Source organism: Gelidimonas denitrificans, assembly GCF_055694065.1.
The window spans coordinates 2,712,576-2,731,312 of sequence record NZ_CM146350.1 but is presented as its reverse complement, the minus strand read 5'-3'; the positions used below and the strand labels follow the sequence as shown (position 1 = coordinate 2,731,312).

The following is an 18,737-nucleotide window of genomic DNA, read 5'->3' as shown; positions in this document are numbered from 1 at the left end:
CCGCAAAATTCTGATTTTTTCCACAGTATTTTTAATGTTGCGCTAAATACGAGCGGCAATAAGCATGTTTATTGCCATACTCCATGTAGTTAATAATTAACCGGACTTCTGTCGCAACTCTGATGCCTATTCCACCGCTATTCCCACCGCTTTTATTTGAAGCCAAGCTCTGCCCGCGCACCGAACTCCAAGCCCGTATTGCCGCATTGCCGCAGCCGGTGGTCTTGACCAACGGCGTGTTCGACCTCCTGCATCGCGGCCATGTGACGTATCTGGCGCAGGCGCGCGCGCTGGGGGCGTCGCTGGTGGTGGCGGTAAATACCGATGCCTCGGTCAAGCGTCTGGGCAAGGGCGCCGAGCGTCCGCTGAATTCCTGTGAAGACCGGATGGCCGTATTGGCGGCGCTGGAATCGGTCAGTCTGGTGGTGCCGTTTGACGAGGACACCGCGCTGGAAGTGGTGCAGCAGGCGCGTCCCGCGATTTACGCCAAGGGCGGCGATTACGATATGACGGCAATTCCGGAAGGACAGGCCGTGCTGGCATACGGCGGGCAGGCAGTGGCAATCGATTTCGCACATGACCGCTCGACTACCCAGTTGCTACAAAAAGTGCGCTCGGGTAATTGAGGGGGCAGCGAGGGATCACCGCGTATTTTTTAAAATGAATGAGAAAAGTATGAAAGGCACGATATGAAGCGTCGCATTGTATTGCAGTCAATATTGGCAAGTGTTATGGGCGTGCACTTGCAGGCACAAGCCGCATTGCCGGCGATTGAAGTATATAAAACGCCTAGTTGCAGCTGTTGCCATCTGTGGGTTGATCATTTGCGCGCCAACGGGTTTACCGTGAATGCGCATGATGTGGACGACACTACCGGCTACCGGAAAAAATTCGGCGTGCCCGAAGCGCTGGCCTCTTGCCATACCGGATTGGTCGGCGGCTACGCACTGGAAGGCCATGTTCCGGCGCGCGAAATCAAGCGCTTGCTGGCCGATCGTCCGAAAGTGAAAGGGTTGGCGGTACCTGCCATGGTGCAGGGTTCGCCCGGCATGGAAGGGCCGCGCAGCGACCCGTACGATGTGCTGGCATTCCGCGCCGACGGCCAATATGCGGTGTACCGGCATTACAGCGGCACCTCAAAATAATGCAAGGAAAAAGATGAACGCAACAACTAAAGCGGGACTGCGCCTGGCGCTGGCTTGCGCGCTGACGCCGCTGGCTTTGGCTGCAGCGCCGGGACCGGTTGCAGGATTGGCTGCAGGCGCTGCAAAAACCGGCGTCGTCGTGCCTGCCGAGCCAGTGTTGTCGCAAGGCGTGGTCAAAAAAGTGGACAAGGGCACCGGTAAGATCACAATCGCCCATGGCGAGATCAAGAATTTGGGCATGGGGCCGATGACGATGATGTTCGGTGTCAAGGACCCAGCCATGCTGGAACAGGTGCAGGCGGGTCAGGAAATCCGCTTTCATGTCAATATCGTCAAGAGCGTTTATACGGTATTGCGGATGGAACCGGCCCAATAAGTTACGCCTTTTTCAGCATCATAAGACCGTCTAGTGCGGTCTTTTTTATTTCTTATACTGAATAATGTATTTTTATATTCGCAATGAAATATTGCGTGAAGTGCACTATTTTCGCATATACCCCTTGTGATTTCTTCTTTGCAGCGCTTCAGTTTCCGCCCGCAAAGGCATTCTGCCGCCACGCTTCATAGACTACTACCGCAACCGTGTTGGATAAATTCAGGCTGCGATTATTCGGGCGCATCGGCAGGCGGATGCGTTGCTCAAGCGGGAAGGTGTCGCGCAGTTGCGGGTCCAGCCCTTTCGTTTCCGAACCAAACACGAAAAAATCGCCGGGCTTGAAGGAAACCGCGCCGAACGGGGTTGAACCATGCGTGGTGAGTGCGAACATGCGGGCCGGGTCAGGCGTCGCAGCGCTGATGAAGGCGGCCCAGTCGCGGTGTACCAGCATCGTTGCATAGTCGTGATAATCGAGTCCCGCGCGGCGCATTTTTGCATCGTCCAGCGCAAAGCCGAGCGGTTCGATCAGGTGCAATTGAGCGCCGCTGTTGGCGCACAGGCGAATGATGTTGCCGGTGTTCGGCGGGATTTCAGGTGCAACCAGTACGACATGGAACAAGCTATTCTCCAGATATTTTGAGCAATTTCAATGCGCCGGCGTGCGCGCAAAGACCAGGTTGGTGACGCGTGCCGCGCCGAAGCGTTTCAGGGTTGCGGCCAGTTCATTGAGCGTTTCTCCGGTAGTGATTACATCATCGACGATGCCGATGTGCTGGCCGCGGATGCGATCGATTGCATCCGCCGGCACGCTGAATGCCTGCCGGATGTTTTTGCTGCGTTCTTGCGGCCGCAGAGTGGCTTGTGCCTGGGTATCGCGCAGGCGGCATGCTGCAGCCGGAAACAAATCGATTCCCAATGCGCGCGACAGCGGCTTGGCGATTTCCAGCGCTTGATTGAAGCCGCGCTCCGTCAATCTTTGCCGACTCAGCGGAACCGCCGTCAATAGCGTGGGAAGCGCGCAGTCGGACTGTTCCAGCATCGCGTCGCGCAGCATTGCCGAAAAAAGCGGCGCCAGCGCCAGCTGGCTGCCGAATTTCAGCGCCAGCACCAGTTGATCCAGCGGTGCCGCGTAATCCACCGCGACCACCGTGGCATCGAATGCCGGACGGTTTTTCAGGCAGGTGCCGCAAACCGTCGTGGATGCTTCGTTGCCGTTCAGTAGCGAAGCGCATTGCGGACAACGTTGCTGCCGCCGACGGCCATACTGAAGCAGGCAAGCGTTGCAGATCGCAGCCGGCGCCGCAGCGCCGCAAAGCGCGCAACAGGACGGCAGCAGCGATAACATGCGGCTGCGCAACAGATGAGACCAGTGGTGGATTCGGGATTGCATGCGGTGGTGCTGCCCTCAAGCGTGTAAACTGAGGCTCGATTATCTCATTGCTGAAGCGATATCTCCGTGACGACACCACCTTCCTCTTCCGAACTCCGCTTGAGCGCGCCGATAGACCTGGCGCGTGTGCGGCATTTGTTTTCTTCTGCGCCGCGGGTGTCTGATGCCGAATTCTTGCGCCGCGAAGTGTCGGCCAGAATGTTCGAGCGCCTGGAGCTGGTAAAAATCGATCCGCAACGGCTGCTGGACGCCGGTTGCGGCGCGGGCGGCGATTTGGCGCTGCTGAAAAAGCAGTATGCCAATGCCCAGATACTGGGCGCGGATGCCTCGGCTGCGATGCTGCTGGAGGCCGAGCGTCGGTTGGGCGCAGCGCTATCCTCGGTGCAGCGCCTGCTGACAAAATACCTTCCCGGCAAGGGCCGCTCGGGTGCCGGTCTGGATGCATTCTTGCTGTGTGCCGATTTCGCCCGGTTGCCGCTGGCGCGCGATGCGGTCGATCTGGTCTGGTCGAATCTGGCCCTGCACTGGCACCCGCAACCGGACCGCGTATTTCTCGAATGGCGTCGGGTGCTGCGGCAAGACGGCTTGCTGATGTTTTCCTGTTTCGGTCCCGACACCTGCAAGGAGTTGCGCAACGCATTTGCCGCTGTCGATGCCGCACCGCACGTGCTGCCGTTTGTCGATATGCATGATTTGGGCGACATGCTGGTGGACGCCGGATTTTCGACTCCGGTGATGGACATGGAGCACATCACGGTCACCTACGCCAGCGTGGAAAAGCTGATGGCGGATGTGCGCGCGCTGGGCGGCAACCCGCTGTCTACGCGCCGGCGCGGCTTGCTGGGCAAAGGCGACTGGTCCAGAATCGTCGACCATCTGGAGCAACTGCGTCAGGCTGATGGCAAAATTCCTCTGACCTTCGAAATCATTTACGGCCACGCATTCAGGCCAGCGCCCAAAGTGATCAGCAGCGGTGAATCCATTATCCGGATAACGCCCAATCCCAACCAAAAATAAGACAGCGGTTTCGTATCGCCGGCAGCGCCGGCGGTCAAGACTAGGCTGCCAATCTTTTGCCAACATTCCCCGGTACGGTCAGAGCGTTTTAGCGCTTGATAATAGTTCAGATTACAACTTATACTTCTACCGATATAAAAAATCGGCATAGAGTCGTTTTTGACGGAAGGCAAGAGGCGCGAGTTTGCGCAACAATCAGAGCGCACAAGCGTCAAGTAGTCATAAAAATTCTAATTTAGGGTTGTTGGGGACAAAATGAAAAATGCAAAACGACTTCAATCGTTGATGGTCGGCACTGCGCTTCTGGCAACAGGATTGCCGTCGTGGGCCGCAGTGGATAGTCCGGGTGGCCCAGCCGTGATGCAGCTGAATTTGCAGACACCCGTGACGCAGATCGCGCGCGAGATCTACTCGTTGCATACTTTGATGCTATATATTTGCCTGGTAATTTTCGTCGCGGTGTTTGCGGTGATGTTTTATTCTATTGTCAAGCACCGCAAATCCAAGGGCCATAAATCGGCCAGCTTCCACGAAAGCACGACAGTCGAAATTGCCTGGACAGTGGTTCCTTTTCTGATCGTGATCGGCATGGCATTGCCGGCTACCAAGACGGTGGTGGCGATGAAAGATACTTCCAATGCGGACCTCACCATCAAGGCAACCGGCATGCAATGGAAGTGGGGCTACGATTACATCAAGGGTGAAGGCCAAGGGGTCTCTTTCCTTTCCAGCATGTCCACGCCACGCGAGCAAGTGGTCGATCCGACCAAGATCAAAAGCGACAATTATCTTCTGGAAGTCGATAACGAAGTCGTTGTCCCGGTCAACAAGAAGGTCCGCATTATCCTCACTGCCAACGATGTGATCCATTCCTGGGCGATTCCTTCATTCGGCGTCAAGCAAGATGCGGTTCCCGGTTTTGTGCGCGACACCTGGTTCAAGGTGGAAAAAACGGGTACTTACCGCGGTCAGTGTTCCGAATTGTGCGGCAAAGAACACGCATTCATGCCGATTGTCGTCAAGGTCGTAACGGATGCCGAATATACCCAATGGGTTAATGCCAAAAAGAAAGAACTGGCAGCCAAAGCGGACGATCCGAACAAGACCTGGACCGTGGATGAACTCAAGCAGCGCGGCAACCAGGTGTATGCGGCCAACTGCGTTGCCTGTCATCAGGCAAGCGGCAAAGGCGTTCCGGGAGCATTTCCCGCACTAGATGGGTCCGCGGTGGTGACGGGACCTAAAATTGATCAAATCAAACTGGTGTTGAATGGCAAAAATGCGATGCCATCCTGGAAAATGCTTTCTGATACTGACCTTGCTGCGGTAATCACTTACACGCGTAATAATTGGTCCAACAAGGCCCAGCAAAACATTGTTCAGCCAGCCGAAGTCCTTGCAGCGCGCAAGTAATTGAATCTTTAGGATATTGAGATGAGTACAACTGCAATCGACCACGCACCCGATCATTCTCACGACCACGCGCATGACCATCCGCACGGTTGGCGCCGCTGGTTATATGCCACCAACCACAAGGATATCGGTACTTTGTACCTGTGCTTTTCGCTCACCATGCTGATGGTGGGTGGGGTGCTGGCGATGGGGATCCGGGCGGAATTGTTCCAGCCAGGCTTGCAGTTGATGCAGCCGGAATTCTTTAATCAACTGACCACGATGCACGGTCTGATCATGATTTTCGGCGCCATCATGCCGGCCTTCGTGGGTTTCGCCAACTGGATGATTCCGCTGCAAATCGGCGCAGCCGACATGGCTTTTGCGCGCATGAACAACTTCTCGTTCTGGCTGATGCCGCCGGCGGCCCTTCTGCTGGTAACTTCCTTCCTGGCGCCGGGTGGCGCCAACGCAGCCGGCTGGACCATGTATGCACCGTTGTCGACGCAAATGGGGCCTGGAATGGACATGGCAATTTTTGCCGTCCATCTGATGGGCGCTTCATCCATCATGGGATCGATCAATATCATTACCACCGTGCTGAATATGCGTGCACCCGGCATGACGCTGATGAAGATGCCGATGTTCTGCTGGACCTGGTTGATCACTGCCTACCTGCTGATCGCGGTGATGCCGGTACTGGCTGGCGCGATAACAATGACACTGACCGATCGTCACTTCGGCACTTCATTTTTTAATGCGGCCGGCGGTGGCGATCCGGTAATGTTTCAGCACATTTTTTGGTTCTTCGGCCATCCTGAGGTCTACATCATGATTTTGCCGGCGTTTGGAATTATTTCGCACATTATTCCTACTTTCGCTCGCAAACAACTGTTTGGCTATGCGTCGATGGTCTATGCGACCGCAGCAATCGCGATTCTGTCGTTCACTGTCTGGGCGCATCACATGTTCGCTACCGGCATGCCGGTCACGGGTCAGCTATTTTTCATGTACGCAACCATGCTGGTCGCAGTGCCGACTGCGGTTAAGATTTTCAACTGGATCGCGACCATGTGGCGCGGCTCGATGACTTTCGAAACCCCGATGCTGTTTGCAGTCGGATTCATCTTCGTGTTCACAATGGGCGGTTTTACCGGGCTGATTCTGGCGGTTGCTCCAATTGACATCCAAGTGCAGGATACCTATTACGTAGTGGCGCATTTTCACTATGTGCTGGTGGCCGGTTCGCTGTTTGCCATGTTCGCCGGTTTCTATTACTGGAGTCCGAAATGGACCGGTTTCATGTACAACGAATTGCGTGGAAAAATCCATTTCTGGGGTTCGTTGATCCTGTTTAATGTCACTTTCTTTCCGATGCACTTCCTGGGCCTGGCTGGCATGCCGCGTCGTTACGCTGACTATCCGGCGCAATTCACCGACTTTAACGTGGTCGCATCGATTGGCGGTCTCGGTTTTGGTCTGATGCAGGTGTACTTCCTGCTGGCGATCGTAATTCCCACCATCCGGGGCGGCAAAAAGGCAGCGGACAAGCCATGGGAGGGTGCCGAAGGCCTGGAGTGGACCGTGCCTAGTCCGGCGCCATTCCATACTTTTGAAGTGCCGCCAATCGTTAAATAAAGGGGTGGCGGGTTGAACAGGCCCGCCAGACGAAGTAAATGTCAGAGCCAAAAAAACCTAATAATTTTAAAATGGCATTAATACTTGCCTCAATTGCTTTGACGTTTTTTCTGGGCGTGATCATCAAGCAAGTCTGGTTTCGCTGAAAATGGATAAGCGCACAAACGGTGATTCTGAATTAACGCCGGGTAAATCCTTGAATAGGCAAATGCTGGGCAAGTTGCTGTTGATTGCCAGTCTGATGTTTGGGTTTGGTTATGCGCTGATCCCGCTTTACAAAAAGATTTGCGAAATAACTGGTATCAATATCCTGACTACGCAAGAGACTGGTCTGCAGGCGGTAGGTAATACGCAAGTGGACAAAACCAGGACCATTACGGTGGAGTTTGATGCCAATGCGCAAGGGCCCTGGCGTTTTCGGCCGACCGTAAGCAGTTTGCAGGTACACCCGGGTGAAATGGCGCAAGTCATTTATGAGGTGGTCAATACCCAGGCCCGCAGTATTAATGCACAGGCGATTCCAAGCTATGCGCCGCAACAGGCCCAGGCACATTTCAAGAAGGTGGAGTGCTTCTGCTTTCAGCAGCAAACGCTGAAACCCAACGAAGCAAAACAAATGCCGGTGGTATTTTATATTGACCCAGCGCTGCCCAAAAACGTGAAGACAATTACTCTGTCCTACACTTTTTTTGAAGTTGATGGTCAGCTACAAAAATCGATCTAAGAGGGTGTTGATGCAGGACTTAAAACAGGAAAAGCCGCGCAAGTCATCGTTTCTGGCGACCATGAAAGCGGTCTTATGGTCGTTTTTGGGGGTGCGTAAGAAGAGCGGTTACGAACAAGATGCCGCACAACTAAATCCTGTGCATGTGATTATCGCCGGTGTTATTGGCGCCGTGATTTTTATTGCGACGCTGGTGATTATCGTCAGGATAGTCGTCGCAAAATAGCACACAAATATTCGTATCGGGAGATGTAAATGAGTTCTCAACACGCTAAAGCGCAGTCTGGCGCGCCATATTATTTCATCCCAGGTCCTTCAAAATGGCCCGCGTTTGCAAGCGTATCGCTATTAATAGCGATGTTCGGCGCAGCGGCCTGGGTGAACGATCTGGCTTGGGGTTCGTATGCCAATATCGCAGGCATACTGATGCTAATCGCCGTCCTGTACAGATGGTTCGGCGACACCATTGCCGAGTCCGAAGGCGGTTTGTACAGTCAGCGCATTGATACGTCGTTCCGTTGGAGTATGGGTTGGTTCATCTTTTCGGAGGTGATGTTTTTTGCGGCATTTTTTGGCGCACTTTTCTATGCGCGCAGCATCTCGATGCCATGGCTCGGAGACTTGGATCACAAACTTTTGTGGCCAGACTTTAGCGCACACTGGGGTAATGCTGGTCCTGCCGGTACGGTCGAGCCATTCCAGACTATGGGGCCATTCCCGATTCCAACCATCAATACTGCATTGCTGCTGACATCAGGCGTGACGTTGACGATTGCGCACCATGCTATGCGTGCAGGTGCGCGCGCCAAGACCGCTTTATGGCTTTTTGCGACAATATTGCTGGGAGCCACGTTCATTGGCTTCCAGGTTTATGAATACATGCATGCGTACAGTGAACTGAACTTGAAGCTGACGTCAGGCATTTATGGTTCGACCTTCTTTTTGCTCACTGGCTTTCACGGCTTCCACGTCACAATAGGAGCGATTATGTTGTCGGTTATCTTGTACCGTGTCCTGAAAGGGCACTTTACGCCGCAGCAGCATTTCGCATTTGAAGGTGCCGCCTGGTACTGGCATTTCGTGGATGTGGTCTGGCTTGGCCTGTATGTGGTGATCTACTGGTTGTAATTCCATTTCTAAACCAAACGTGCACTTTGCCGGCTTCGCTTGCCGTATCTGCGTACTGCCTGCGCTTCGCCTTCGCGTTCACGATTGATTTAGACGTGGAATAAAACCTTCTGACTCAATACGGACAGACAAAAAAGCCGCACTTCGGTGCGGCTTTTTTGCTGGAACAGGATTGCGATTGTCCTGGTCAGTTTTCTAGCGAAGCCCAGTGGGTTGTATCAGTCCGAAATAATGCGCCGCCAGTAATAGCGCAAATAACGCGATCGAAAATCCGACCCGTAGCGCCAATGCATTGACGGTACGGTTACTTTTACCTTTATCTTTCATAAGAAACACCAGAGCAGATACGAGGCTGGCAATAATCAGGATGAATCCGACTGCGATGATTATTTTCATGATGGGGCGTCACGTGCAAGAGTGTTTCGATTGCCGTAAGCGCATTGCCAACAACGCGGCGTACGGGGAGGTGACATTGTAATGCCTAGTGTATTTCGCTTCAGGCTGGTTCCATTCGTTGCCACCTTATTGGTCATGGCGATAGGGATTACAGCCGGGCAGTGGCAAACCCGACGCGCGGCAGAAAAGACAGCGATCGAAATAAAATTGGCGCAACGTGCGGCGGCGCCACACCTTGCCATCGATGCGCGGCCGCTCGGAATTGTTGATGTGGAATACCGCACGGTGAGCGTAAAGGGAGAATTTCTCCCCAACTGGCCGGTCTACCTGGACAACCGCCCTTACCAAGGCGTCGCCGGTTTGTATGTTTTGATGCCGTTCAGGATTGACGGCTCCAGGATGCACGTATTGATTGCGCGTGGCTGGGTGCCGCGGGACCCGTCTAACCGGAAAAAATTGCCGGTTATTCCGACACCCGCGGGCATAATTACAGTGCAAGGTATGGCCCGGCGCAATCCGGGCAGGCTATTGCAGCTTGGGCAGCAAGATGCGCTACGCCCGGGCGCTATTTTACAAAATCTGGAGGTTGCCAGTTTTGCGCAAGCCAGCGGCTTGCCAATGCAGCCCTTCCTGCTGGAGCAAACGAGCGCGCTACCGGATGGCTTGAAACGGGATTGGCCGTTGCCGTCAATCGGCATAGACAGGCATCGGGGTTATGCGTTTCAGTGGTTCGCGCTGACTGCGGTGGCATTTATATTTTTTGTAGTGACAGGATTTCGACGTGGAACAAAATAAGCAACAGCGACAACGGCGTGCTGGGCGCGGCAAATTATTCATGGTGCTGGCGGTCTGTGCCGCACCCTTGATCGTGTCCTATTTTACGTATTACGTGGTTAAGCCATCCGGACGCACCAACTACGGCACTTTGCTGGACCCGAGAAATCATCCGATGCCGGTACTTGCCAGTACCGCGCTGGATGGCTCCCAGCTTTCCTTGCAGGCGTACCAGGGGAAGTGGCTGATGGTGCAGGTTAATGACGCCGATTGTCAGGCTCCCTGCCAAACCAGGCTTAACGATATGCGCCAGTTGCGTCTGGCGCAAGGCAAGGAAATGGATCGCATCGAACGCGTCTGGCTGATTACCGACGACAAGCCGCTCGAAACTATGCTGCTGCGCGAATACGACGGCATGCGCCATTTGCGTGTGCCATTGCAAGCCTTAAAAGCCTGGCTGCCGGTGGAGCAGGGTGGCGTTGTCTCCGATCATATCTACCTGATTGATCCGTTGGGCAATCTGATGATGCGCTATCCAAAAGATGCCGATCCGAACAAGATCAAGAAGGACCTGATCAAGCTGCTGAAGGCGTCAGCCGTTGGTTGATCCAAGATTATGCTGATTCAACTTGCCATCTTGGGGCTGTTGGTGGCGCTGTTGCCGCTGACGCTGGTTTGGGTCTCGACCGACGCGAATAAATACCGCAAGCTGGCCTGGGTGAGCGTTTTTCTGACTTTCGATCTGATCATGTTCGGCGCCTTTACGCGCCTGACCGATTCCGGCTTGGGCTGTCCCGACTGGCCTGGCTGTTATGGCGAAGCTAATCCGTTCCTGGCGCATGCCGATATTCATGCGGCCCAGACCTTGATGCCGGATGGTCCGGTAACCGTGTTGAAAGCCTGGATCGAGATGGTGCATCGCTATCTGGCGATGGGTGTTGGGGTACTGATCATTGCTCTCATGCTGATTGCCTGGCGCTTGTGGCTTCGGTCCGGACGCAAGCCGACGAGCGCTTTTCGCCTGGGATTGCCGACCTGGCTGCTGTTTTTTGTCTGCCTGCAGGGCGCGTTTGGCGCCTGGACGGTGACGTTGAAATTGCAGCCGGTGATCGTGACCATCCATCTTTTGCTCGGCATGACGCTATTGGCCTTGTTGACCTGGCTGGCGGCGCGCCAAAGCGCGCCAGTTGTGCCAGACCCGCGTGCCGCGACGTTGCGTCTGCCAGCAACTATTGCGCTAGTGTTGCTATTCTTGCAGATCGCTCTGGGCGGCTGGGTTAGCACCAACTACGCCGCGCTCGCCTGCACCGATTTCCCGCTGTGCCATGGCGCACTGATACCGCCGATGGATTTTGAGCATGGCTTCACGCTGTGGCGGCATCTCGGCAAGACTGCTGCCGGCGATTACCTGCCGTTTTCGGCTCTGACCGCGATCCACTGGGTGCATCGCAACTTCGCATTTATCGTTATCGGCTGCATTGCCTGGGTTGGATATCGCGCTCTGAAAATTACAGCCTTGCGCCAGATCGCACGCTGGCTGCTGATTGTTGTCGGCTTACAATTTGCGACAGGACTCTCGGCCGTATTCTTGAACTGGCCACTGGCTATTGCAGTGCTGCATAACGGCGGCGCCGCGCTGCTCGTGCTGTTGTTGGTGATGCTAAACTACAAGGCAATCATCTCATCCCAAACCTTGCCTGGCGCAGCGCATATGCGGTCATCATCCTTTTAAATTCTGCCTAATGACAACCCTTATCGCTTCTCAAAACCGTCTGGCCCAATATCTAGCGCTGACCAAGCCGCGCGTCACACAACTGGCCGTATTTTGCGCGGTGATCGGCATGTTCTTGGCCGCTCCGGATTTGCCGGACTGGAAAGTCGTCATCGCTGCCACTGTCGGTATCTGGTTGCTGGCAAGCGCGGCATTCGCGGTCAACTGCCTGGTGGAGCGCGAAATCGATTCGCGCATGGCACGCACTGCGCGTCGCCCGACGGCCAACGGCGCCATCACGGTACCGCAAACGCTGGTTTTTTCCGGCGTTCTGGGCGGTATGGGTATGCTGGTGCTATATAACCTGGTCAACCCGTTGACGATGTGGCTGACTTTCGCCACTTTCGTCGGCTATGCGGTGATTTACACCATCATTCTGAAGCCGGCGACGCCGCAAAACATTGTCATCGGTGGTTTGTCCGGTGCGATGCCGCCTGCGCTCGGCTGGGCCGCAATAGCCAATGATGTGCCGATGCAGGCATGGCTGCTGGTGTTGATTATTTTCGTCTGGACGCCGCCGCATTTCTGGGCGCTTGCCATGTACCGGCGCGATGATTATGCAAAGTCGGGATTGCCCATGCTACCGATTACGCATGGCATGGAATTCACCGGCTTTCATGTCTGGTTGTATACGATCGTACTGGTTGCCACCACCACTTTGCCCTATGCGGTGCGCATGAGCGGCTTGATTTATCTGTTTAGCGCGCTGCTATTGGGCGTTATTTTTCTGTGGTACGCGTGGCAAATTTATCGCCATTACAATGACCTGCTGGCGCGTAAGACATTTGCTTATTCGATTATTTACCTGTCGCTGTTATTTGCAGCCCTGTTGGTCGATCACTATTTTCCATTTTGAATCCATGCGCTTAATTCCCGCCTCACGTACGCTGATTACTCTTTTTGCTGCCACTCTGGTGCTGACCGCCTGCGGCGACAAACCGCTGTCGGAACGCTTGCAGAGCCTGGTCTCTCCTGACAAGGTTGCCTTCCAGAATACCGACATCACCGGGATCGATTACGCCAAAGATTTTGCACTGACCGACCATCATGGCAAGGCCCGGACTCTGGCCGATTTCAAGGGCAAGGCCGTTGTGGTTTTCTTCGGCTACACCCAGTGCCCCGATGTCTGTCCGACCACCATGGCGGAAATGGCGAGTGTCATGCACGAGTTGGGCCCGTTGTCGGACCGCGTGCAAGTGTTGTTTGTGTCGATTGATCCGGAACGCGACACACAGGCGTTGCTGGCGCAATACGTGCCGGCCTTCGATCCACGTTTTCTGGGCATGGTTGGCGACCAGGCTGCCACCGAAAAAATAGCCAAGGACTTCCGTATTTTTTATCAAAAAGCGCCGAGCAAGGAGCCGGGAAGCTACACGATGGATCATACCGCCGGTAGCTACGTGTTCGATCCGCAGGGCCGGATGCGCCTGTTCATCCGGCACGGACAAGGTGCTGCACCGATTGCCAGCGACTTGAAATTGCTGCTGAAATAATGCATGTTGAACGATGACTGTTGAAACAAAAAAAAGCGCTCTTCGGAGCGCTTTTTTAACGTTGAAGCCGGAGCCAGTGATTAGATATACGCCACCAGCGCACCCTTCATCTTTTTCAGTGCGACAGCTTCAATCTGGCGGATGCGCTCGGCAGAGACGCCGAATTCGTCGGCCAGCGTGTGCAGAGTAGCGCCAGAGCCATCGTCATTGGCAAGCCAGCGTGCTTCGACAATGCGACGGGAACGGGCGTCCAGCGTGCCCAGCGCCGTTTGCAGCCCCTCAGATTGCAGCCGGTCGGTTTGTTGCGCTTCCAGCACCTTGGTCGGCTCGGTAGTTTCTGACGAAAGATAGGCAATCGGCGCGAACTTGTCTTCGTCATCGTCGGTCTGTGGTTCGAGTGCAATATCGCGTCCGGTCAGACGTGTTTCCATCTCGATGACTTCTTCGCGCTTGACATTCAAGGTTGCGGCCAGCGCATCGATCTGCTTCGGCGTCATCGCGCCCAGGCCTTCCTTGTGGCTGCGCAGATTGAAAAACAGCTTACGTTGTGCCTTTGTGGTGGCAACCTTGACCAGCCGCCAGTTTTTCAGGATGTACTCATGCATTTCAGCCTTGATCCAGTGCATTGCATACGACACCAGGCGCACGCCTTGGTCGGGATCGAAGCGTTTGACCGCTTTCATCAAGCCGATATTGCCTTCCTGAATCAGGTCGGCGTGTGGCAGGCCGTAGCCCAGATAGCCGCGTGCAATCGATACCACAAGGCGCAAATGCGACAGCACCATATCCTGCGCTGCAGCCAGATCGTTTTGTTCGCGCAGACGGCGCGCCAGCGACATTTCTTCTTCGTGGCTTAACATAGGCAGGCGATTGACTGCCGAGATGTAAGCGTCGATATTGCCCAAGCTACCCGAAAATCCCAGCGCGAGTGCATTATTGCTATTGGCAACCAACGCTGGCGCGACAGACTGAGACTGAGTGGTTGGTACTTTCATTTTTCTCCTCATATTACTGATGGTGAAATTGCTTTGCGGCATGCCAAACAAGTTCTTTTGATATCTTAGCACTCTCTATAGGAGAGTGCTAAATTGCGTTTTGGTTGCGTGGAGCGTCAATATTTATTGCCAGTCAAACAGACAACTACACAGTTAGAAAGTATAGAGACGAATTAGTTCTACTAATTGCGCGGCATCAAGATTTTATGGCCGGATTGCGCTCCGTAAAAAATCTCATTAATCATAAAAATGCGGGGTATATCGTTTTTATATGATTTTTACGCAATGATATAAGGCATCATTAAAAATACATTATTCAGTATATTTTAAAATGCTAAGGAAGTTGCGCCAAATGCCTGCGTACCGATAGAGTGGCGCCGAACAGGCCCAGTGCGGCGCTGGTCGCCAGCAGCGTCAGCGTGGTGGATAGGTCCAGCGCAGTAAGGCGGAACTCTGACGCGTATAGCCGGGCAAATTCTGTAATCGCTGCGTTGAGCGGTTGCAGCGCCAGCGCCACCGCACTCACTGCCACCGCACCGGCGCATACGCCGAGCAGTGCGCCGGTATAGTAAAACGGTCGATGAATGAAGGCATCGGTGGCGCCGAGCAGGCGCGATACCGCGATCTCTTCGCGTTGCGTCAGCACTTGCAGTCGCACTGTATTGAACACCACTGCCATCACCACCACGCCCAGCGTCACCGCCAGCAGCAGCAGGGCCAGCCGCATTATTTGCAGCATTGCTGCCAAGCGCTTGACCCAGTCCGAATCAACCTGCACCGTCTCGACTCCCGGCAACGCTTTCAGGCGCTCGGCCAGCGCATCGACTGCGCTAGCATCGGTATTCGACAGCCGGATGATGTAGGCGTCCGGCAATGGATTCTGGCCCAGGGTTTCCAGTGCATCGGCCAATCCGGTTTTTTCCTTGAGCGCATCCAGCGCTTGCTCGCGCGGGACGAATTCGATCCGGGATTTTTTGCTGGTCGGCGGCAGCGTGTTGCGGATGCCGGATGCCAGTGCGCGCGCCTGCTCGGCCGGCGTGTCGGCCGCCAGGAACAGGCTGATCTCGGGTTCCACCGCCAGTTGCTGCGTGACCGGACGAATGTTTTCGAGCAGGGTCAGGCCAGCGATAGGCAAGGCCAGCGCAATCGCCACCACCAGCACGTTGAAGGCGAAACTGCCGGGCGTCCTGATAAGTTTGCGCAGCGCGTCAGTCAAGGCGAAGCGATGTTCCCGCAGCCAGATTTTCATGCTGTTTCCTTGCGCCAGGTCTCGATTAACTGACCTTGGCGCAGGTAAATTACGCGCGTGGCGCTATCGAGAAATTGTTCATCGTGGGTCGAAATCAGGCAGGTCACGCCGGCGCTGTGAAACGCCTTGAGCGCTTCGAGCACCTGGTTGGCGCTGTCGCGGTCGAGGTTGGCGGTGGGCTCGTCGGCCAGAATCAGTTGCGGCCGGTTGACGATTGCGCGCGCGATCGCCGCGCGTTGTTGTTCGCCGCCGGACAGTGCTTGCGGCTCCGACTTGGCGCGGTCCAGCAGCCCGACCTTGTCCAGCGCTGCTAGTGCGCGCTTCTCGGCTTCTGCCGAGGATGCACCGGTGACGATCAACGGCAGCATCACGTTGGCCAGCACATGGCGGTCTTGCAATAGCCGTTGTTGCTGAAAAATTAAGCCCAGATTGCGACGCAGATAAGGCAGACCGGCGCGTTTAAGCTTGCCGATATCCTGGCCGTTTAGCGTGACCTGGCCGCTGCTCGGGCGCTCGATGGCTGCAAGCAGCTTGAGCAGGGTGGATTTGCCGGCCCCGGATGGGCCGGCCAAAAATACCAGTTCGCCTTTGGTGACTGTCAGGGTGATGTCGCTAAGTGCAGTGATGTCGTGCGCATAGCGTTTGGAAACGTGCTGGAACGCGATCATGGTTGTACGCAGTGCCTGCTTGGGTGTTATTCGGAACTTACTTCGAATTTTCTTAAGATGTGACTCAGGCAACGCTCAATCGAATATCGCATCGACGAATTCGTGTGCATCGAACGGTTGCAAGTCTTCAATCTTTTCGCCCACCCCAATGAAGTAAATCGGGATCGGGCGGTTTCTTGCCACCGCGGCGATGATGCCGCCCTTGGCGGTGCCATCCAGTTTGGTCACCACCAGGCCGGTCAGGCCCAGCGCATCGTCGAAAGCCTTGACCTGGGTCAGCGCGTTCTGGCCGGTATTGCCGTCGATCACCAGCAATATTTCGTGCGGTGCACCCTCGCATCCTTTGCCGATCACACGCTTGATTTTCTTCAGTTCTTCCATCAGGTGCAGCTGGGTCGGCAACCGTCCGGCGGTATCGATCATCACTACATTGACGCCGCGTGCGCGTGCCGATTGCACCGCATCGAATGCGATGGCAGCCGGGTCGCCGGATTCTTGCGAAATCACGCTGACATTGTTGCGCTCGCCCCAGACTGCCAATTGCTCGCGTGCGGCGGCGCGGAAAGTATCGCCGGCGGCCAGCAATACCGACTGGCCGTGGGCCTGTAAATGCTTGGCCAATTTGCCGATGGTGGTGGTCTTGCCGGCCCCGTTGACGCCGGCGATCATCATCACCAGCGGCTGATGGCGGCCGAGTTCGAACGGTTTTTGCAGCGGCGTCAGCATCTCGATCAAGAGCGCCCGCAAAGCAGCTTTGACCTGCGCTGCCTCGGTCAGCTTTTCAGTTTTGACTTTCTTTTTCAGCGCGTTAAGCAGGAACTGGGTCGCTTCCATCCCGGCGTCGGCCATCAGCAGCGCCGCTTCCAGCTCTTCGTACAAGTCGTCGTTGATTTTGGCGCCGACGAACAGCATTGTCAGGTTGTTGGAGGTTTTCGACAGGCCGGATTTCAGGCGGGCCAGCCAGGTACGTTTTGCTTCCGGCTCGGTAGCTGGCACTGCAGCCAAACTGGCGCTAGCGACCGGCTCCGATGGCATTGGTGCGAGCGGCGGCAATGTCTGTTCCCGGAGTTCAGTCGCCGGCGGCACCTGGGGTATAACGGCCTCGGGTTTGGGTTTTTTCTTGAAGAAACTAAACATGGGAATGGGGGGTCTGTAGCGATGGAACATGCAAGGAGATACAATCAACCGCATTCTAACAGAGCAGACAACTATGAAATTTCGACTTCTTGTTTCAGCCGGGTTGCTGGCGCTGGCGCCGGTTTTCGCACTGGCGCAGCCGGCGCAGGAATTCATGCTGAAAAACGGCATGAAAATCATCGTCAAGGAAGATCATCGGGCCCCGACCGCGGCGCAGATGGTGTGGTACAAAATCGGCGCAATGGATGAGTTCAATGGCACCACCGGTGTCGCGCACGCGCTGGAACACATGATGTTCAAGGGCACCAAAACCCTTAAGCCGGGTGAATTCAGCGAGCGAGTGGCGGCTTTGGGCGGGCGCGAAAATGCTTTCACCAGCAAGGATTACACTGCGTATTTCCAGCAAATCGGAAAGTCGAAGCTGGAAGCGGTGATGGCGCTGGAAGCCGACCGCATGGCTAATCTGGTGTTCGACAAGAAGGAGTTTGCCCAGGAAATCAGGGTTGTGATGGAAGAGCGCCGCCTGCGCACCGACGATCAGCCGATGGCGCTGGTGGGCGAAGCCCTGGACGCAGCCGCTTTCGTCGCGCATCCGTATCATCATCCGATAGTCGGCTGGATGGACGATTTGCAGCAGATGACGGTGCAGGACGCCAAAGCCTGGCATGACCGTTGGTATGCGCCGAATAATGCGACGCTGGTGGTCGCCGGCGATGTCGATGCGGCTAAAGTGGTCAAGCTGGCCGAGAAATATTTCGGCAAAATCCCCGCCAAGGTATTGCCGGTACGCAAGCCGCAACTAGAACCGCTGCAACGCGGCATCAAGCGCGTGACCGTCAAGGCGCCGGCCGAAAATCCTTTCGTGGTGCTGGCTTTCAAGGTGCCGACCTTGCGCGATGTGGAAAAAGATGACGATGTGCATGCGCTCGATGTGCTGTCGGCAGTGCTTGACGGTTACGACAATGCGCGACTGAATGCGCAGTTGGTACGTGCCGATAAGGTCGCCAATGCAGTCGGCGCCGGCTATTTCAGCAATGCCCGCGGCCCGGTACTGTTTACGCTGGAAGGTACGCCGAGCGCAGGCACCACCACGGTACAACTGGAAGCGCGCTTGCGCGCCGAAGTCGAGCGCATCGCCCGCGAAGGCGTGCCCGAAGCGGAACTCAAACGGGTCAAGACGCAACTGATTGCCGGCCAGATCTACAAACGCGATTCGGTGTTCGGCCAGGCGATGGAAATCGGCATGATGGAAATGACCGGCGTGTCGTACAAGCAGATCGACCGCATCATCGAAAAACTGCGGGCGGTCACTTCGCAACAAGTGCAGGCGGTCGCACAACGTTATTTCATTGATGATGCGCTGACGGTGGCCACGCTGGAGCCGCTGCCGCTGTCGGAGAAACCGGCGCAGCCCACCGAAGTGAAGGGGCTGCGGCACTGATGT

The 18,737-nt window shown here is 55.4% G+C and carries 23 protein-coding genes; 16 read left to right on the top strand and 7 right to left on the bottom strand.

Going from position 1 to position 18,737, the window contains the following annotated elements:
• The first annotated feature begins 122 nt into the window (after window positions 1-122).
• The 3 genes from rfaE2 to FKCLFG_RS12740 all read left to right on the top strand — a co-directional run bounded on the left by rfaE2 (window position 123) and on the right by FKCLFG_RS12740 (window position 1,521).
• On the top strand, window positions 123-626 hold the full coding sequence (rfaE2, locus tag FKCLFG_RS12750) for a D-glycero-beta-D-manno-heptose 1-phosphate adenylyltransferase (RefSeq protein ID WP_472613453.1): 504 nt from the start codon (window positions 123-125) through the stop codon (window positions 624-626).
• 63 nt (window positions 627-689) lie between these two features.
• On the top strand, window positions 690-1,145 hold the full coding sequence (locus FKCLFG_RS12745) for a DUF411 domain-containing protein (protein ID WP_472613452.1): 456 nt from the start codon (window positions 690-692) through the stop codon (window positions 1,143-1,145).
• 13 nt (window positions 1,146-1,158) lie between these two features.
• A complete protein-coding gene (locus tag FKCLFG_RS12740) occupies window positions 1,159-1,521 on the top strand; it encodes a copper-binding protein (protein ID WP_472613451.1) in 363 nt (120 codons plus the stop codon).
• A 148-nt stretch (window positions 1,522-1,669) separates the two neighbouring features.
• Here FKCLFG_RS12740 and trmL read toward each other — a convergent pair whose 3' ends face one another.
• Both trmL and FKCLFG_RS12730 read right to left on the bottom strand, forming a co-directional pair.
• Entirely contained in the window at window positions 1,670-2,140 is a 471-nt protein-coding gene (gene trmL, locus FKCLFG_RS12735; RefSeq protein WP_472613450.1) for a tRNA (uridine(34)/cytosine(34)/5-carboxymethylaminomethyluridine(34)-2'-O)-methyltransferase TrmL, read from the bottom strand.
• Between the two features lie 27 nt (window positions 2,141-2,167).
• The gene (locus FKCLFG_RS12730) at window positions 2,168-2,911 is read right to left on the bottom strand and encodes a ComF family protein (RefSeq protein WP_472613449.1); all 744 of its coding nucleotides are present in this window, start codon (window positions 2,909-2,911) and stop codon (window positions 2,168-2,170) included.
• Window positions 2,912-2,977: 66 nt separating this feature from the next.
• Here FKCLFG_RS12730 and FKCLFG_RS12725 point away from each other — a divergent pair, with 66 nt between their 5' ends.
• The 7 genes from FKCLFG_RS12725 (at window position 2,978) to FKCLFG_RS12695 (ending at window position 8,810) form a co-directional block, all read left to right on the top strand.
• The gene (locus FKCLFG_RS12725; RefSeq protein ID WP_472613448.1) at window positions 2,978-3,928 is read left to right on the top strand and encodes a methyltransferase domain-containing protein; all 951 of its coding nucleotides are present in this window, start codon (window positions 2,978-2,980) and stop codon (window positions 3,926-3,928) included.
• Between the two features lie 255 nt (window positions 3,929-4,183).
• Window positions 4,184-5,341 carry a cytochrome c oxidase subunit II gene (gene coxB, locus FKCLFG_RS12720; protein WP_472613447.1) on the top strand — a complete coding sequence of 386 codons (1,158 nt, stop codon included), beginning with the start codon at window positions 4,184-4,186 and terminating at the stop codon, window positions 5,339-5,341.
• 21 nt (window positions 5,342-5,362) lie between these two features.
• Complete coding sequence (gene ctaD / locus FKCLFG_RS12715) at window positions 5,363-6,958, top strand: cytochrome c oxidase subunit I (RefSeq protein WP_472613446.1); 1,596 nt, start codon at window positions 5,363-5,365, stop codon at window positions 6,956-6,958.
• 38 nt (window positions 6,959-6,996) lie between these two features.
• Window positions 6,997-7,104, top strand: coding sequence for a cytochrome oxidase small assembly protein (locus FKCLFG_RS12710; RefSeq protein WP_472613445.1), 108 nt, complete (start codon window positions 6,997-6,999; stop codon window positions 7,102-7,104).
• Window positions 7,105-7,106: 2 nt separating this feature from the next.
• On the top strand, window positions 7,107-7,682 hold the full coding sequence (locus tag FKCLFG_RS12705) for a cytochrome c oxidase assembly protein (protein WP_472613444.1): 576 nt from the start codon (window positions 7,107-7,109) through the stop codon (window positions 7,680-7,682).
• Between the two features lie 10 nt (window positions 7,683-7,692).
• Complete coding sequence (locus FKCLFG_RS12700) at window positions 7,693-7,908, top strand: DUF2970 domain-containing protein (RefSeq protein ID WP_472613443.1); 216 nt, start codon at window positions 7,693-7,695, stop codon at window positions 7,906-7,908.
• Between the two features lie 29 nt (window positions 7,909-7,937).
• The gene (locus FKCLFG_RS12695) at window positions 7,938-8,810 is read left to right on the top strand and encodes a cytochrome c oxidase subunit 3 (protein WP_472613442.1); all 873 of its coding nucleotides are present in this window, start codon (window positions 7,938-7,940) and stop codon (window positions 8,808-8,810) included.
• Between the two features lie 195 nt (window positions 8,811-9,005).
• On the opposite strand, the gene FKCLFG_RS12690 is transcribed toward FKCLFG_RS12695, so the two are convergent.
• Window positions 9,006-9,206, bottom strand: coding sequence for a twin transmembrane helix small protein (locus FKCLFG_RS12690; RefSeq protein ID WP_472613441.1), 201 nt, complete (start codon window positions 9,204-9,206; stop codon window positions 9,006-9,008).
• 81 nt (window positions 9,207-9,287) lie between these two features.
• On the opposite strand from FKCLFG_RS12690, the gene FKCLFG_RS12685 reads away from it, so the two are divergent.
• From FKCLFG_RS12685 to FKCLFG_RS12665, 5 genes are read left to right on the top strand one after another with little or no spacing between them, the layout of a single operon-like run.
• Window positions 9,288-10,001, top strand: coding sequence for an SURF1 family protein (locus FKCLFG_RS12685; RefSeq protein WP_472613440.1), 714 nt, complete (start codon window positions 9,288-9,290; stop codon window positions 9,999-10,001).
• Window positions 10,002-10,041: 40 nt separating this feature from the next.
• Window positions 10,042-10,587, top strand: coding sequence for an SCO family protein (locus FKCLFG_RS12680; protein ID WP_472615855.1), 546 nt, complete (start codon window positions 10,042-10,044; stop codon window positions 10,585-10,587).
• A gap of 9 nt (window positions 10,588-10,596) precedes the next feature.
• On the top strand, window positions 10,597-11,712 hold the full coding sequence (locus FKCLFG_RS12675) for a COX15/CtaA family protein (RefSeq protein WP_472613439.1): 1,116 nt from the start codon (window positions 10,597-10,599) through the stop codon (window positions 11,710-11,712).
• A gap of 10 nt (window positions 11,713-11,722) precedes the next feature.
• Window positions 11,723-12,607 (top strand): heme o synthase, encoded by an 885-nt coding sequence (gene cyoE, locus FKCLFG_RS12670; protein WP_472613438.1) that lies wholly within the window; start codon window positions 11,723-11,725, stop codon window positions 12,605-12,607.
• Window positions 12,608-12,611: 4 nt separating this feature from the next.
• Complete coding sequence (locus tag FKCLFG_RS12665; protein ID WP_472613437.1) at window positions 12,612-13,244, top strand: SCO family protein; 633 nt, start codon at window positions 12,612-12,614, stop codon at window positions 13,242-13,244.
• Window positions 13,245-13,324: 80 nt separating this feature from the next.
• On the opposite strand, the gene rpoH is transcribed toward FKCLFG_RS12665, so the two are convergent.
• From rpoH to ftsY, 4 genes are all read right to left on the bottom strand, one after another.
• The gene (gene rpoH, locus FKCLFG_RS12660) at window positions 13,325-14,239 is read right to left on the bottom strand and encodes an RNA polymerase sigma factor RpoH (RefSeq protein ID WP_472613436.1); all 915 of its coding nucleotides are present in this window, start codon (window positions 14,237-14,239) and stop codon (window positions 13,325-13,327) included.
• 334 nt (window positions 14,240-14,573) lie between these two features.
• Entirely contained in the window at window positions 14,574-15,488 is a 915-nt protein-coding gene (ftsX, locus tag FKCLFG_RS12655; protein ID WP_472613435.1) for a permease-like cell division protein FtsX, read from the bottom strand.
• Window positions 15,485-16,156 (bottom strand): cell division ATP-binding protein FtsE, encoded by a 672-nt coding sequence (locus FKCLFG_RS12650; protein ID WP_472613434.1) that lies wholly within the window; start codon window positions 16,154-16,156, stop codon window positions 15,485-15,487. The genes ftsX and FKCLFG_RS12650 overlap by 4 nt, the downstream gene beginning before the upstream one ends.
• A gap of 75 nt (window positions 16,157-16,231) precedes the next feature.
• Window positions 16,232-17,293 carry a signal recognition particle-docking protein FtsY gene (gene ftsY / locus FKCLFG_RS12645; protein ID WP_472613433.1) on the bottom strand — a complete coding sequence of 354 codons (1,062 nt, stop codon included), beginning with the start codon at window positions 17,291-17,293 and terminating at the stop codon, window positions 16,232-16,234.
• A gap of 73 nt (window positions 17,294-17,366) precedes the next feature.
• On the opposite strand from ftsY, the gene FKCLFG_RS12640 reads away from it, so the two are divergent.
• On the top strand, window positions 17,367-18,734 hold the full coding sequence (locus tag FKCLFG_RS12640; protein WP_472613432.1) for a M16 family metallopeptidase: 1,368 nt from the start codon (window positions 17,367-17,369) through the stop codon (window positions 18,732-18,734).
• The last annotated feature ends 3 nt before the right edge of the window (window positions 18,735-18,737 follow it).

Coding starts and splice junctions, on each gene's coding strand:
- ctaD (WP_472613446.1), top strand. CDS start 5,363: ATGAGTACAACTGCAATCGACCACGCACCCGATCATTCTCACGACCAC.
- FKCLFG_RS12675 (WP_472613439.1), top strand. CDS start 10,597: ATGCTGATTCAACTTGCCATCTTGGGGCTGTTGGTGGCGCTGTTGCCG.
- FKCLFG_RS12650 (WP_472613434.1), bottom strand. CDS start 16,156: ATGATCGCGTTCCAGCACGTTTCCAAACGCTATGCGCACGACATCACT.
- ftsY (WP_472613433.1), bottom strand. CDS start 17,293: ATGTTTAGTTTCTTCAAGAAAAAACCCAAACCCGAGGCCGTTATACCC.
- FKCLFG_RS12730 (WP_472613449.1), bottom strand. CDS start 2,911: ATGCAATCCCGAATCCACCACTGGTCTCATCTGTTGCGCAGCCGCATG.
- FKCLFG_RS12710 (WP_472613445.1), top strand. CDS start 6,997: ATGTCAGAGCCAAAAAAACCTAATAATTTTAAAATGGCATTAATACTT.
- cyoE (WP_472613438.1), top strand. CDS start 11,723: ATGACAACCCTTATCGCTTCTCAAAACCGTCTGGCCCAATATCTAGCG.
- FKCLFG_RS12665 (WP_472613437.1), top strand. CDS start 12,612: ATGCGCTTAATTCCCGCCTCACGTACGCTGATTACTCTTTTTGCTGCC.
- FKCLFG_RS12680 (WP_472615855.1), top strand. CDS start 10,042: ATGGTGCTGGCGGTCTGTGCCGCACCCTTGATCGTGTCCTATTTTACG.
- ftsX (WP_472613435.1), bottom strand. CDS start 15,488: ATGAAAATCTGGCTGCGGGAACATCGCTTCGCCTTGACTGACGCGCTG.
- rpoH (WP_472613436.1), bottom strand. CDS start 14,239: ATGAAAGTACCAACCACTCAGTCTCAGTCTGTCGCGCCAGCGTTGGTT.
- FKCLFG_RS12685 (WP_472613440.1), top strand. CDS start 9,288: ATGCCTAGTGTATTTCGCTTCAGGCTGGTTCCATTCGTTGCCACCTTA.
- FKCLFG_RS12705 (WP_472613444.1), top strand. CDS start 7,107: ATGGATAAGCGCACAAACGGTGATTCTGAATTAACGCCGGGTAAATCC.
- FKCLFG_RS12690 (WP_472613441.1), bottom strand. CDS start 9,206: ATGAAAATAATCATCGCAGTCGGATTCATCCTGATTATTGCCAGCCTC.
- rfaE2 (WP_472613453.1), top strand. CDS start 123: ATGCCTATTCCACCGCTATTCCCACCGCTTTTATTTGAAGCCAAGCTC.
- coxB (WP_472613447.1), top strand. CDS start 4,184: ATGAAAAATGCAAAACGACTTCAATCGTTGATGGTCGGCACTGCGCTT.
- FKCLFG_RS12700 (WP_472613443.1), top strand. CDS start 7,693: ATGCAGGACTTAAAACAGGAAAAGCCGCGCAAGTCATCGTTTCTGGCG.
- FKCLFG_RS12640 (WP_472613432.1), top strand. CDS start 17,367: ATGAAATTTCGACTTCTTGTTTCAGCCGGGTTGCTGGCGCTGGCGCCG.
- FKCLFG_RS12695 (WP_472613442.1), top strand. CDS start 7,938: ATGAGTTCTCAACACGCTAAAGCGCAGTCTGGCGCGCCATATTATTTC.
- FKCLFG_RS12745 (WP_472613452.1), top strand. CDS start 690: ATGAAGCGTCGCATTGTATTGCAGTCAATATTGGCAAGTGTTATGGGC.
- FKCLFG_RS12740 (WP_472613451.1), top strand. CDS start 1,159: ATGAACGCAACAACTAAAGCGGGACTGCGCCTGGCGCTGGCTTGCGCG.